Source organism: Metabacillus rhizolycopersici (assembly GCF_020075705.1).
In genome coordinates this window covers 14820-29210 of the sequence record NZ_JAIQUM010000065.1, presented here as the reverse complement: position 1 = coordinate 29210, position 14391 = coordinate 14820, and the positions used below count along the sequence as shown (strand labels likewise).

Annotated in this window: 10 protein-coding genes, 1 rRNA gene and 1 pseudogene; 10 read left to right on the top strand and 2 right to left on the bottom strand. The window is 37.0% G+C overall.

All coding sequences use genetic code 11. The annotated features are described in order from the left end of the window. Position 1 precedes the first annotated feature (1 nt). A 5S ribosomal RNA gene (rrf, locus tag K9V48_RS21340) occupies positions 2–117 on the top strand. A 297-nt stretch (positions 118–414) separates the two neighbouring features. Further along, positions 415–654, top strand: coding sequence for a hypothetical protein (locus tag K9V48_RS21335; protein ID WP_224141161.1), 240 nt, complete (start codon positions 415–417; stop codon positions 652–654). Positions 655–941: 287 nt separating this feature from the next. Here K9V48_RS21335 and K9V48_RS21330 read toward each other — a convergent pair whose 3' ends face one another. Next, complete coding sequence (locus K9V48_RS21330) at positions 942–1907, bottom strand: bile acid:sodium symporter family protein (protein WP_224141160.1); 966 nt, start codon at positions 1905–1907, stop codon at positions 942–944. A 234-nt stretch (positions 1908–2141) separates the two neighbouring features. Here K9V48_RS21330 and dsdA point away from each other — a divergent pair. Further along, positions 2142–2919, top strand: a pseudogene (dsdA, locus tag K9V48_RS21325) (D-serine ammonia-lyase); the annotation flags it as partial. Positions 2920–3490: 571 nt separating this feature from the next. Continuing rightward, positions 3491–4522 carry a LacI family DNA-binding transcriptional regulator gene (locus K9V48_RS21315; protein WP_224141159.1) on the top strand — a complete coding sequence of 344 codons (1032 nt, stop codon included), beginning with the start codon at positions 3491–3493 and terminating at the stop codon, positions 4520–4522. A 147-nt stretch (positions 4523–4669) separates the two neighbouring features. Here K9V48_RS21315 and K9V48_RS21310 read toward each other — a convergent pair whose 3' ends face one another. Next, entirely contained in the window at positions 4670–6019 is a 1350-nt protein-coding gene (locus K9V48_RS21310; protein ID WP_224141158.1) for a hypothetical protein, read from the bottom strand. A 608-nt stretch (positions 6020–6627) separates the two neighbouring features. Here K9V48_RS21310 and K9V48_RS21305 point away from each other — a divergent pair. The 6 genes from K9V48_RS21305 to aroQ all read left to right on the top strand — a co-directional run bounded on the left by K9V48_RS21305 (position 6628) and on the right by aroQ (position 14044). Beyond that, positions 6628–8067 carry an aldehyde dehydrogenase family protein gene (locus tag K9V48_RS21305; RefSeq protein WP_224141157.1) on the top strand — a complete coding sequence of 480 codons (1440 nt, stop codon included), beginning with the start codon at positions 6628–6630 and terminating at the stop codon, positions 8065–8067. 186 nt (positions 8068–8253) lie between these two features. After that, positions 8254–9687: an aldehyde dehydrogenase family protein gene (locus tag K9V48_RS21300; RefSeq protein WP_438803912.1), complete on the top strand. Its 1434-nt coding sequence runs from the start codon at positions 8254–8256 to the stop codon at positions 9685–9687. 59 nt (positions 9688–9746) lie between these two features. Further along, positions 9747–10745, top strand: coding sequence for a zinc-dependent alcohol dehydrogenase (locus K9V48_RS21295; protein ID WP_224141155.1), 999 nt, complete (start codon positions 9747–9749; stop codon positions 10743–10745). Beyond that, positions 10742–12505, top strand: coding sequence for a thiamine pyrophosphate-binding protein (locus K9V48_RS21290; protein WP_224141154.1), 1764 nt, complete (start codon positions 10742–10744; stop codon positions 12503–12505). Before K9V48_RS21295 ends, K9V48_RS21290 begins: the two co-directional genes overlap by 4 nt. A gap of 32 nt (positions 12506–12537) precedes the next feature. Next, complete coding sequence (locus K9V48_RS21285; protein WP_224141153.1) at positions 12538–13365, top strand: sugar phosphate isomerase/epimerase family protein; 828 nt, start codon at positions 12538–12540, stop codon at positions 13363–13365. A gap of 241 nt (positions 13366–13606) precedes the next feature. Further along, positions 13607–14044 (top strand): type II 3-dehydroquinate dehydratase, encoded by a 438-nt coding sequence (gene aroQ / locus K9V48_RS21280; RefSeq protein WP_224141152.1) that lies wholly within the window; start codon positions 13607–13609, stop codon positions 14042–14044. The last annotated feature ends 347 nt before the right edge of the window (positions 14045–14391 follow it).

Here is a 14391-nt window from a genome sequence, read left to right as displayed (position 1 = left end):
ATCTGGTAATGATGGCGAAGAGGCCACACCCGTTCCCATGCCGAACACGGAAGTTAAGCTCTTCAGCGCCGATGGTAGTTGGGGGTTTCCCCCTGTGAGAGTAGGACGTTGCCAGGTAAATGAAAAAGGATCAGTAGAGATACTGGTCTTTTTTGTGTTTTTAAAAAATACTTTAATGGGTTTTGGAAGCTGCAGATCACTTGATTCGGTCGGATGTATAGTGAGTTGGAGGGAAATTAGTTTAACAGTAATAATGGCTCTAATACTTAGGATAATAGGTGTATCATCAATACAATACAAACACTTATAAACATTTTAATTGAAAAACTCAAAAAACCGATTGTGATTGAAAAGTTGAATACAACGAAGTCGAAAGTATCACATGCATACGGAAATAATAGGGAGATTCAGAAAATGTCGATGTTCGCTTATCATCAGCTTATTTTAGCAATAAAAAATCATGCGAACAAAAAGGATGTAGCTGTATGTGAGATGAATCCAACCTACACGAGTCAAATCGGTAAATTAAGTATAAGGAAGCGACATGGGATTAGCATTCACCCAACAGCATCTTATGTCATTGCTAGAAGGGTTATTGGATTCAAAGGGGAAAAACCTTCACCAGTGTTAAAGTCCCTTCACCGAAGAAGATAGCGGGTCTACATCATTGGGTGCAATCGAAGTGGGTTTCAACATACCTATCTAATGTATATACCTATTGTTTGTATCAGATGGAATTTTCGATTCCAAGCAAGTATTACTAGGTGAGTGATCTTTTCCCTCTTGGGCACTTCCGGACTTGTTGGAACAAGGTTTGTCTAAGTCAGAAAGTAGAAAAACCATTGCCCGGTTGAACGGGCAATGGTCTGCTAAGTCTCTTAGTATGTTCTTTTAGGAATCCCCTTCCTCAAAAATCAGGTAGAATTTTAGGTAGGGGTAGTTCAATTAGCTTTAGTAATACTTTCATTGCTGCTTTCTTCTTTCTCTTTCATACGACTAAAGATAGTTGCCAAAATGGGCCCTGAAATATTATGCCATACACTGAAGATTGCACTTGGTACTGCTGCTAAAGGTGAAAAATGAGCAGTTGCAAGGGCAACACCTAATCCAGAATTTTGCATGCCAACCTCGATAGCGACTGCTTTCTTCTTTGATAAATTCATTTTGAATATTTTTCCAAATAAGTAACCTAAGCAATAACCAAGTGTGTTGTGCAAAATAACAACAGCAAAAATTAGCAATCCTGTTTCGGCGATTTTTTCGTGGCTCCCGGCAACAACAGCCGATACAATTGCTACGATTGCAATTACTGAAACCAAAGGTAACACTTTCACGCTTGCTTGAGCTTGTTTTTTAAATATTTTTTGGATTACGATTCCTAAAATAATCGGAATTAGAACAACTTGTACAATCGAAATGAACAAAGAGCTTGGTGATATATCAACCCATTCGCTAGCGAATAATAAAATAAGTGCTGGTGTAACAAAGGGTGCCAATATGGTTGTGATAGATGTAATCGTTACAGAAAGAGCAACATCGCCCTTAGATAAAAATGTCATAACATTTGATGAAGTTCCTCCTGGACAACATCCAACTAATATAACTCCTACTGCAACTTCTGGTGGTAAATTAAATCCCTTCGCCAAAAGATAAGCTAGAGTCGGCATAATAACAAATTGACCAATTACTCCAATTGCTACATCTTTTGGTCTTGTTAATACCTCTTTAAAATCATCTACAGTTATGGTTAAACCCATACCAAACATGACAATACCTAATAAAATGGTAATGTATCCGCCAATCCAGGAAAATGTATTTGGTGACAAAAAAGCAAATGCTGCAAAAATTAATACCCAAATGGCAAATGTACTACTAACAAACTGACTAAAACGCTCTAAAGTTTTCATTTTTTCCCTCTTTTAAAAATAATTTAATGTGTTAGATTATATATTAAAAACTGAAGATAAACAATAGTAAGATAATTATTCTATTGGTCAAGTTAATTTTTATTATTGAAGTTAGTTATTATTGGGGTACAGACAGGCGACCGCCAACAAATTCAACATATTTACAACGGTAAATAGTTTGGACAAGGGCATAGACCCTGGTTGGTAATAGCGTAAATTATTTCAACTGAAGGAATGTTTTGGAAGAATCCTAAATGCAGAGCATTTGAAGGGTCGATTCATAATATTTCTTTAAGCGAAAAGGATGTAAAAGAAGCAGAAGAGAGATTGCGCAGATTTGCTAGATATATAGCTAAAGTCTTTCCGGAAACACAAGAAATGAATGGCATTATTGAGTCCCCTACGGTTGAAATTGCTCACATGCATTCCTATCTTGAGAAAATGTTTAACCAAAAACTAGAGGGGAAATTATTGCTTAAGTGTGACAGTCATCTTGCTATTTCTGGATCTATTAAGGCAGAGGAGGTATTTATGAGGTGCTAAAGCATGCTGAAGATCTCTCGCTATAGCAAATAAGATGCTAACACTTGAAGAGGATTATTCAATTATGGGTAGTTATGAATTTGGAAATTTCATCTCCCAATATTCTATTGTAGTAGGATCAACAGGAAACTTAGGTCTTAGTATTGGTATTATGAGCGCAAAGTTGGGTTTTAACGTAACGGTTCATATGTCTGTTGATGCGAAAAAAATGGAAAAAAGACCCTCTAAAAAGTAAAAGGGGTACAGTAGTTGAACGTGAGTCTGATTACAGCATGGCAGTAGAAGAAGGGAGAAAACAAACAGATTTAGATCCAAATTGTCATTTTGTCGATGATGAAAATTCTACTACTTTATTTTAGGGTATGCCGTTACGGCGTCTAGATTTTTTAAAAAATTGGACCATATGAAAATAGTAGTAGATGAAAACCATCTATTTGGATATCTTCCATATGGGGTTGGTGGTAAACCAGAAAGAAATTGAACCTCATTTGATTCTTATATAAAATAATAAACATAGACAAAAGGGTGAGTCACCATTTATAGTAGATGCTCACCCTTTTAATGCGTAATTATACTTTAATTTGTTTAATTATTTTGCAAGATTGCCACCCATAACAACATTATCACCTATTCTACCCCGGAATTTATAATGGCTCTCCCACCAATCCATACATTGTTCCCGATATTTACTGGCCTTCAGTATTCCTCCCTGATATTCTTTCGTTTGGTTTAACTGATGAGTAGCTGTATATATATGTGGATATTTAGATAATTTTGTTGCCTGTTAAAAACTATAACCATAGGCCTTATCTTTTGCGTTTTTGTTTGTTTAATTGACAATGCTGATAATTGATACATATAATGTAGCTAGTACTAAATCTTGGTATTATTTACGATTGGTTATTTTCCATCTTGTTCAATAATGGAATCGTTTTCTAAGGAATGTATTTTAGTTTAAGTGGAATGGTAATACTCGGTATTTTAGTCTTTAAAACTAGTAAAGAATATATATAATATGCTGTAAGTAGGTGATTATAAATATGCAACGTAAGAAACGCTCTCGAGTTACTTTGCAGCAAGTAGCAGAGCATGCAGGTGTATCGCGTGCAACCGCTTCTCTTATTGTTCGCGATAGTCCTAATATCTCTGAAAAGACGCGTAAGAAAGTTTTAGAATCCATGCGCGAACTGGGTTACGTATACGATCGTGTTGCAGCTAATCTGCGTTCACAGCGCTCGTCCACAGTTGGGATAATTATTACAGATATTGCAAATACATTTTTTTCTGAATTATTAATTGGTGTACACCATGCGTTAGAAAAGGAAGGATACACGGTTCTTTTAGGTACTACTTTTGATTCTGATAGTAAACAAGACCGTCTTCTATCAACAATGTTGGAGCATCGAGTTGGAGGGGTAATACTATGCCCTGTCTCAGCTACTTCAAAAGAAACTATTGATCGAATAAAGAAATTGGACATACCTATTGTTCTTGCCGTAAGAGAGCTTGCCGAAGCGAACTGCGATTATGTTGGAGTTAATTACAAAGATGGAGCAGAATTGGCTGTGAATCATCTAATATTGAAGGGGCATCGTAGAATCGCTTTCCTAGGTGGTCGCTCTGAGTCATCTACTTGGAAAGAACGATTTGAGGGATATGGTCTTGCACTTCACAAGGCGGGAATTGAAATTGATGCATCTTTGTTGGTAGATTCTGCTCCAACGCGGGATGGTGGAATGGAAGCTGTACAGCAGGTACTTAGTCAGCCGAATCCTCCGACGGCAGCTTTTTGCTTTAGTGATTTGGTCGCATTTGGTGTAATGCTCGGATTAAGGGATGTTGGGTTGACGCCTGGACAAGATATGGCTGTAGTGGGATTTGATAATGTCCCAGAAGCAGACGTAGTTAATCCACCTCTAACTTCTGTCTCATCATTTGCACGACAAATTGGTTCGAACGCTGCAAACCTTCTTCACCAGCGCATCCTTGATTTTGAACGCGAACACCAGCGTATTATTTTAAATCCAGAGCTTATTGAACGTGATTCTTCTTTCGTTTTTAGAAAAAAATGAAAGTAATTAAGGATGTACAGAGTTATCCATTAATAATTTATGGTGAATATAAAAAGGGCCTGTAAAGAAAAAATGAATTTTCTTTACAGGCCCTTTTTGTATGAAGGAAAAGCTAAATAAATGACTTATTAATTTTTTGAATGAATACTAGAGAATAAAGCCAAGTAAATAAGCAATGAAGATACTGACTAACATATAAAAAATTGCAAAGGGGATATTCCATATTCCCATTCTGTAAGAGTTAATTTTTAATTGATCAGATAAAAGTGATACTGATAAATTAAATGGACTGTACATAACAGTCGATAAACTACAAGCAATCAATACAATGGTTAATGAGATCGTAGAAATTTCAGGTAATATCGGATCTAACAATTCAGTTAGAAGAGTAATTGAAACTAATGGATGAAACCCGATAAGCGAAGTAAATAAGAAATAACCACCAATTGATAAATAAAGCAATAATGATCGATCTGACACTGAACTAAAAGCTGTTTGTAAAAAGGATAGATGTCCTGAAAGAGATAGCAATTCTACGAATAGTCCTGCACTTAAAAACATAAAAAAGTAGTTTGATAATCCTCTCGTACGCTCTTTCCAATGGGGAATAGTAACCGAAAAATATCTCTTTATTTTACCGATGTATAATGCCCAAACAATAGAAATTGGCACAATCAACAGTACGACTGAGAAAAGAAAGCCTTTATCAAGGACGCGCTGTAATAAGGAAACGAGAAGAATGAAAATCAACAGCATAAAGGCCATTTCTAACACTTTTTTATATACTTTTTTTAGTGAGATTTCTGTTTTGTGTTCAATTACTAGCGGGATTTTATCATGTTTAAAATATGAGAGTGCCCAATCTGAAATAATGATAATTATCGCTATTGAGATCATAATCGGGAATATATGATAATATTCTTTACCTGTAATATCTATAGATTGACTAACCATTACTTCCATAGGACTCCAAGTAAGGCATAATGCATAAGCGCGTAATAAATTTTGAGTCAAAAATTTATCTGCAGCCTGTTTTGATAATTGGCTTAACGTTCGATCTAAAGAACTTTTTAATAAAGGGAGCGTTGCAATATTGAGAAATAAGCCAAGAAAATGACAAACTAGAAAACTACGTCTATATAACTTACTTAAGCGAGTTACCCCATGCTGTAATAGTAGACTAAGGTTTATGTCGTAGCGACCTACACGAATGATCGAATTTATAAAGGGAAGAACTAGAAAGAGTGACAGCACCCCGAGCATAGATTCAAAGTGTAAAAAGAAAGTATACCAAGGCGAGTCACTAGTAAAAAACAAATAAATTCCGATTGAAGAAAAGCAAATGCCAGATATTAAATATAAACCCTTAGCGTGGAATAACGAAATGAATAAAGCGAATAATGCGATTATACCAATGATATATGATAAAAATGGATCTGAAATAAAATTGGAGATTAGATATAAAATAATAAGCGCTGTGTAAATAAAAATAATCATTTGTCAAGGCTTCCTTTCTAAATTTAGATCGATCTAATCTTTAATATACTACAATCGCAAATTTTACCAAAGAATAAAGAAACAGAAAATATTATTAATAATAGAAATTAAAGTAAACACGAAATGATCTAGAAGGAATTTTCTAAATTTTTTAAAAATGATGTTGCTAGCATATGTAATTTGTTGTAAGATGATGATAACGCTTACTAAACGATTTATTAGATCGATCTAATAAATAGAACTAAAGTTAATTGGGTATTTTTCCATGTAATAAGAAAAGATGCCTCTAAATTATCTGAGCATTAGAGTGTAAGCGATTTTATATTTAGATTTAAATTACTCCAATTTATTCATTATTAAAATGAAAATGTGAAGCTTCACATTAATAATTAGATCGATCTAATTAATAGTGTGAAACTATAATCGCCTTTTATTGGAGGATCTTGTTGACTTGATCTATTTGCTGTAAGAAATAAGCTGACCTACTAATTTATTAGATCGATCTAACGAAAGAAAATAAGTTTAAGGAATTAGTGAATACAAGTAATGCAAATAGTTGAATCTTTAATTCAATTCAAGTGAGATTAAGAAAAGAAGGTGGGAAATTCATGGGTATAAAATCAGCACAACCCTATATTAATGGTGAATGGATTACATCTGGACGTGAAAGCGTTCCTGTAATCAGCCCCTATTCTGGTGAAACAATTGGTGAACAAATTTTAGCAACAAAAGATGATGTTGAAAATGCTTTGGCAGCAACTTTTAACGCGAAAAAGCAGGTTGCTAGTATCCCATCTTATCAAAGGGCACAAATTTTAAAGAAAGCTGCGAGTCTACTAGAAAATGAGAAAGAACGATTCGCAAAACTGATATCTCTGGAATTAGGAAAACCTTTAAAAAATACGCTTGATGAAGTGGCCAGATCAATTGAAACGTTAGAACTGTCAGGTGAAGAAGCTAAGAGATTAACTGGAGAAACGTTACCGGGTGATGCTTCTGAAAGAGGAACAAGAGCGATTGCTTCTACTTTCCGGGTACCTGTTGGTGTTGTAGCTGCGATTACACCATTTAATGCTCCTTTGAATCTTGTATGTCATAAGATTGGTCCAGCATTTGCAGCAGGGAACAGTGTAATCTTAAAGCCATCTTCGCAAACGACGTTGATCGCGACTGAACTTTTAAAATTATTGTTGGAAGCTGGATTTCCTGAGAATGCGATCAATATGGTTCTTGGCAGACGACAAATTGCACAACAAATTGTAAAAGATGACCGTGTCAATGTGATTTCATTCACTGGTGGATTAGTGGCTAGCACAAATATATGTGAATTAGCAGGTATGAAAAAGGTGCTGCTTGAATTAGGTGGAAATGCATCTACGATCATCCATGATGATGCAGATATAAAACGTGCTGCAGTTATGTGTGCAAGAACAGGATTTAGTAATTCAGGGCAAAGTTGTATTTCGGTACAAAGAATCTATGTACATCAATCAGTTGTTCCAGAATTTACAGAACTATTAAAAGAAGAAGTAGTAAAGCTGAAAATAGGAGATCCTTTATTACCTGATACAGATGTTGGTTGTGTAGTGGATACGAATGCAGCTACACGTGTAATGGACTGGATTAATGAAGCTGTTCAGTTAGGTGCGAAGGTAATATGCGGTGGTAAACAGCACGGAGCGACAGTAGAACCAACAATTCTACTAAACCCACCTAAAAATAGTAAAGTTGTTTGCGATGAAGTATTTGGACCAATTGTAAGCATTATTCCTTATGAAACAATTGAAGAAGCAATTGAAGAGACAAATGACTCATCCTTTGGACTTCAAGCAGGTCTATTCACGAATCAAATGGATTTAGCTTACAAAGTAGCTCACTTATTGGAAGTCGGTGGTGTAGTCATTAATGGAACTTCGAATTTTAGACTAGATCATTGGCCATATGGTGGCGTGAAGAATAGTGGAATTGGTCGTGAAGGTCCTCGTTTCGCAATTGAGGATATGACAGAAACAAAAATGATTGTATTACAGCTTCCTGTTGAGGAGTAAGTGAGAGACTGAATCATAACAAGAAATATAGATAAGGAAGAGTTATGATTTATTTAAAATTAGATCGATCTAATAAAGATAGTAAAGAAGAATTAATTAGACCAGTCGAGTGATAAACCAATCATACTTATAGCTGAATTTTCCATTCATGGGATAAAGAAAAGAAGGTGGGGGAAACACGTGAGTATTAAAATAGCACAACCTTATATTAATGGCGAATGGATTACATCTGGACGTGAAAGCGTTCCTGTAATCAGCCCTTATTCTGGTGAAACAATTGGTGAACAAATTTTAGCAACAAATGATGATGTTGAAAACGCTTTAGCATCAGCTTTTAACGCGAAAAAGCAGATTGCTAGTATTCCATCTCACCAAAGGGCACAAATTTTAAAAAAAGCTGCGAGTTTACTAGAAAATGAGAAAGAGCGATTCGCAAAACTGATTTCTCTAGAATTAGGAAAACCTTTAAAAAATACGCTTGATGAAGTGTCGCGTTCAATTGAGACGTTGGAATTGTCAGGTGAAGAAGCTAAGAGATTATTAGGTGAGACGCTACCGGGTGATGCATCTGAGAGAGGAACACAAGCAATTGCATCAACGTTTCGTGTACCGGTGGGCTTGATAGCAGCGATTACACCATTCAACGCTCCATTAAACTTAGTTTGTCATAAAGTTGGTCCAGCATTTGCAGCTGGTAATAGCGTGATTTTAAAACCAGCACCACAAACAGCTTTAATAGCAACTGAGCTTTTAAAACTGTTATTAGAAGCAGGCTTCCCTGAAAATGCAATCAACATGGTTTTGGGTGGAGTAGAAACTGGTCAGCAAATTGTAAAAGATGACCGTGTCAATGTCATTTCTTTCACAGGAGGAGTAGTAGCTAGCAATAATATTTGTGCAATAGCTGGCATGAAAAAAGTCCTTCTTGAATTAGGTGGAAACGCTTCAACGATTGTTCATGAAGATGCTGATTTAAATCGAGCTGCAGCTATGTGTGCGAGAACTGGATTCAGTAATTCCGGACAAAGCTGTATTTCAGTACAAAGAATCTATGTACACCAATCAGTAGTTCCTAAATTTACAGAGCTTTTAAAAGAAGAAGTATTAAAACTGAAAATCGGAGATCCTTTACATCCTGATTCAGATGTAGGGTGTCTAGTCGATAAAAATGCAGCAAATCGTGTCATGGAATGGATCGACGAATCAACTAAAATGGGAGCGGAATTAATCTGCGGTGGAAAGCAACATGGAGCAACAGTTGAACCTACCGTATTATTAAATCCTTCTAAACAAAGCAAAGTTGTTTGTCAGGAAGTGTTTGGACCAATTGTAAGTATTATTCCTTATGAAACAATTGATGAAGCAATCAAAGAGACAAACGATTCTTCTTTCGGTCTGCAAGCAGGACTATTTACAAATCAAATGGATTTAGCGTGCAAAGTAGCGCACTCTCTTGAAGTAGGTGGAGTAGTGATCAATGGAACGTCTAATTTTAGATTAGATCATTGGCCATATGGTGGTATCAAGAACAGTGGAATTGGTCGTGAAGGTCCACGCTATGCTATCGAGGATATGACTGAAACGAAGATGATTGTACTACAGCTTCCTGTCAATCAATGATTCAGAGATAGATTTAGCGCAAGAGTTAAGAAGGTAGACGATAATTGGTGGTGAAAAAGGTGCTAGGGTTAATTATAAACGAACCAGGTAATTTAGAACTGAAAAAGTTTCCGACTTCACCCTCTTTAAAAGGGGATGAGGTGAAAGTGAAATTAATTTATGGTGGGATTTGCGGTTCCGATATAGGTGTATTTAAAGGGAAATTTGCTCATGCTTCATATCCTATTCGACCAGGACATGAATTATTAGGAACGATTATTGAAGTAGGTAGCGATGCTAAATATGGTGTTGGAACAAAAATTGTCGTGCAGCCAAATTCATATTGTGGTGAATGTGATTTGTGTTTAAAAGGCAAGACAAATATCTGTCGACATAAACAGTCGTTAGGCGTGAACACAGATGGAGGGTTTGCAGAGGAGTTTGTTATCTCATCGAAGTATGTATTGCCAATTCCTGATGAAATGCCAGATGAAAGAGCTGTCTTAATTGAGCCTTTTGCGGTTATCGTCCATGCTTTCCGAAAGGTGACGATTACAAAAGACACCTCAGTTGCAGTCATTGGCTGTGGTACCGAGGGAATGCTTGCCATTGCGTTAGCCACCTATTTAGGTGCAGACATAACAGCGATTGATATCAGCCAAGAGAAATTAGATAAGGTCAAAAGCTTCGGAAAGATAAAAACCGCACATCCAGACGAAGTTGGGGATGGAAATTTTGATGTAGTGATCGAAGCAGCGGGGGCAAAGCAATCTGTGGAACAGGCGATGCATATAGCCGGTTCTGGTGGTTCTGTCGTACTTATCGGAATTACACCGGAAGCGAATTTTCCAGCTGTACGAGTCGTTAGAAATGAATTGACGGTATATGGATCGATTATTTATAACTTCCCAGATGATTTTGAAACGACTCTGGAGTATTTAAAGCAAGATGATTTTTATGTAGAACCAATTATATCGGAGATTATTCCATTTAAAGAGTATGAACGGGCTTATGAAGCAGCTGTTTCAGGGAAATATGGAAAAATCGTTTTAAACTTTAAGGAGGATGGTAACCAATGAAAGATTTGATTTCACATCAATTAATTAAATACCTTGAAAATAGAGGCGTTGAACATATTTTTGGACTATGTGGCCATACAAATATTGCAGTCTTATCAGCGTTAGAAAAGAGTTCAATTAAATTTATTAATACTAGACATGAACAAATTGCAGCACACATAGCTGATGGTTATGCACGAGCGAAAAAGGAAACTGCAGTCGTACTAAGCCATTTAGGTCCTGGTTTAACAAATGCTGCAACAGGTGTTGCAAACGCAGCGTTAGATTCTATTCCAATGGTTGTTATTGCTGGTGATGTTCCAAGTCATTATTACGGAAAACATCCACATCAAGAAGTAAATTTACATGCAGATGGTTCCCAATATGAAATCTATCGTCCGTTTGTAAAGCGTGCTTGGCGTGTCGACCGTCCGGACTTATTTCCAGAGATTATTGAAAAGGCTTTCCAACTTGCTGAAAGTGGAAATCCAGGTCCAGTTTTAGTATCTGTACCGATGGATATCTTCTCAAAAGAAATTGATACTACTTTATTTGAAAGACTAGACCATAATACAAAGTCACTTCATAAACCAACGATTGATGAAGAAACAGCTAAAACGATAATTAAAACATTAATAAATGCTAGTAAACCACTCTTTTATGTTGGTGGAGGAATTATGTTAGCTGATGCTGCTGAAGAATTAAGAGAGTTGGTTGACCACTTAAGTATTCCTGTGGCTCATTCTCTTATGGGTAAAGGAGCAGTTTCTGATGATAATCCATTAACGTTAGGAATGACAGGATTCTGGGGAACGAAGTTTATAAACGATAAGTGTAAAGAAGCAGATTATATTTTAGCTCTAGGTACTCGTTTTGCAGAAGCTGATTCAAGTTCATGGGAATCAGAATATACATTTAATTTTCCGCCAACTAAATTAATCCAAATCGATATTGAACCAAGCGAAATCGGTAGAAACTATCCAGTTGAAATTGGTGTTGTTGCCGATTTAAAACAGGCTTTAACTGTGCTTAATCGTGTGGCAAAAGAATTGGTACCAAATGGATTACAAAATGATGAGCTAAAACAGGAAATCATCGCTAACAGGGAAGAATTTAAGAATAGCAATTTAAAATACATTACAGACAATTCTTTCCCTATGAAGCCACAACGTATTTTAGAAGAGGTTCGCGAAGTTCTTCCTAGGGATGCATATATTACGACGGATGTAGGCTGGAATAAAAACGGAGTTGGACAACAATTTCCGATTTATGAAGCTGGAACCGTTCTTACACCAGGTGGTTTTGCAACAATGGGATTTGGTGCACCAGCTGCTCTAGGAGCAAAAATTGCACAACCAGATAAAGTCGTTGTTTCATTAGTAGGTGATGGCGGCTTTGGACAAAATCCAGCAGTACTTGCAACAGCTGCTGAAGAAAATATACCTGTTGTTTGGGTTATTATGAACAACAATGCTTTCGGTACGATTGCAGGCTTAGAAAAAGCTCATTTTGGTACAACATTCGGAACTTTATTTAAAAAAGATGGAGAAACCTATTCACCAGATTTCGCACAAATTGCAAAGGCATATGGTGTTGAAGGTGTGAAAATTCAATCTGCAGAAGAATTTAAACCTGCATTGAAACAAGCGATTGAATCTAACAAGCCAGTTGTCATTGACGTTCAAATGCAGAATATCCCAACTCCAACCTCTGGACATTGGAATATAATGGATATTTATTCTCCGAATAAGAAGGTTCATCACGTAGCTGTTGAAAGCTAAAAATTAGAGCACGATTGGAGGAAGACAAGGAGATGACTAAACAATTTTCACTTGCCCATCTTACAGTGCTTGGATGTACACCGCCCGAAATGACTTATCTCGCCGCGAGAGCTGGATACGATTTCGTCAGTATCAGACCTATTTACATGGGTCTGCCTGGCGAACCCAACTACGCGTTAGCCGAAAACAAGGAAATGATGCGGCAAACAAAAACCGCACTTCATGAAACGGGTGTTAAGCTTCTTGATATCGAACTGGCTCGGATCTGCGATGATGTCGATCCGAAAAGATATGTGCCAGCAATGGAAGTTGCTGCTGAACTCGGTGGGCGTCATGTTCTTAGTAGTATCTGGACGAACGATCGCAATTTGTACATCGAACGTTTTGCTGAACTTTGCGAACTAGCCAAACCTTTTGGGCTAACGGTAGAACTAGAGTATGTACCGATTGCCAGTGTCACTAATCTTAAGGGAACACTAGATGTTCTTCGCACAGTTAACCAGGAAAATGCCGGTCTTATGCTAGATATCCATCATTTTCATCGTGCAGGGGACAAGGCTGAGGATTTAGATGCAGTGCCTCGTGAATGGTTCCGTTATCTCCATCTCTGTGATGCACCCGCTGAAATTCCGGCTTCAAAAGAAGAAATGACAAAAATCCTACGCGAGGCACGTTTATATGTTGGAGAGGGCGGCATTGATATTGCAAGCATCGTGAATCGCATTCCTGAAATTCCTTATTCAATTGAACTACCACATGACAAAAGGGCGCAGGAATTAGGGTATGAGGAACATGCACGACGTTGCTTGCAATCTGCAAAGGACTACCTCGAAACTTACTCGCAAACGCAGGCAGTGTAAATAGACAGGTGGTTTAGAAACATAGATTTGTATTATAAAAGTGTCATAAGCTTTACGGCATAAGAAAATGTCAGTAGATATTAGTCCATGTTATAGCTACTATCTACTGAATTCCAAAGAAGTCGTACTACTGGTATATTTCAGGTTTTAAAATAGCCATTACTTGAAATATATAAATATATTTGCTTCATATCGTTGATCGACGGAAAACTAAGATTATTTATAGATAGGGGAAAATAATATGAAAAAGATTCTTATGCTGCACGGAATAAATCATGACATGTTCGGAAAGAGAGATCCTGAGCAATACGGCACAATCACTCTTGAGGAAATTGACGGGCGACTAAATGAGCTTGCGAAAGAGCTAGGTGTTGAAATCGAGAGCTTTCAGACAAATCATGAAGGCGAAATGTGTGAAAGGGTTCATCAAGCTTTTCTCGAGAATAAGGATGCCGTTATTATCAATGCTGGTGCCTGGACTCATTATAGCTATGGTTTGCGAGATGCCCTTGCGATTCTTACGGTACCGATTGTTGAAATTCATATGTCTAATATTCATGCAAGAGAAGAATTTCGACATCATTCAGTTTTTGCTGAAATTGCCCAAGGTCAAATTAGTGGATTCGGGGTCGAAAGCTATTTACTTGGTCTAAGAGCAGCTATAGCGGCGATTAAATAGTAACGATACAACGTATACAATACCTTTTTATCCCACCTTAACGGGCAGCCAATCATGATGCAAAGCTTCACCAATCATGATGAAAGTGGCTACTTTCAGGGGAGTAAACCTCCCACTTCAAGATTCGAGAGAAGTAAAGGCGGTAAGTGGGAGATAACTTGCCCGTAAAGGTCCGATAAGTCTCACTAACCATCCGTGGGGGATGGAAGTCTCACTTTATAGAAAAGTCTTCGCTTGTCATCATCAGCATGGTTGTGTCTACCTCTTGGAATGTGTACTTTAACATGATTTGTTAATTCAGAGAAGGTGGATTTTTTTGCATTTTTGGATTGCCTTGCTTTTGGATG

Bases quoted from the DNA above. Each gene is read 5' to 3' on its own strand.
- K9V48_RS21335 (WP_224141161.1), top strand. From the start codon at position 415: ATGTCGATGTTCGCTTATCATCAGCTTATTTTAGCAATAAAAAATCAT.
- K9V48_RS21330 (WP_224141160.1), bottom strand. From the start codon at position 1,907: ATGAAAACTTTAGAGCGTTTTAGTCAGTTTGTTAGTAGTACATTTGCC.
- K9V48_RS21315 (WP_224141159.1), top strand. From the start codon at position 3,491: ATGCAACGTAAGAAACGCTCTCGAGTTACTTTGCAGCAAGTAGCAGAG.
- K9V48_RS21310 (WP_224141158.1), bottom strand. From the start codon at position 6,019: ATGATTATTTTTATTTACACAGCGCTTATTATTTTATATCTAATCTCC.
- K9V48_RS21305 (WP_224141157.1), top strand. From the start codon at position 6,628: ATGGGTATAAAATCAGCACAACCCTATATTAATGGTGAATGGATTACA.
- K9V48_RS21290 (WP_224141154.1), top strand. From the start codon at position 10,742: ATGAAAGATTTGATTTCACATCAATTAATTAAATACCTTGAAAATAGA.
- K9V48_RS21285 (WP_224141153.1), top strand. From the start codon at position 12,538: ATGACTAAACAATTTTCACTTGCCCATCTTACAGTGCTTGGATGTACA.
- aroQ (WP_224141152.1), top strand. From the start codon at position 13,607: ATGAAAAAGATTCTTATGCTGCACGGAATAAATCATGACATGTTCGGA.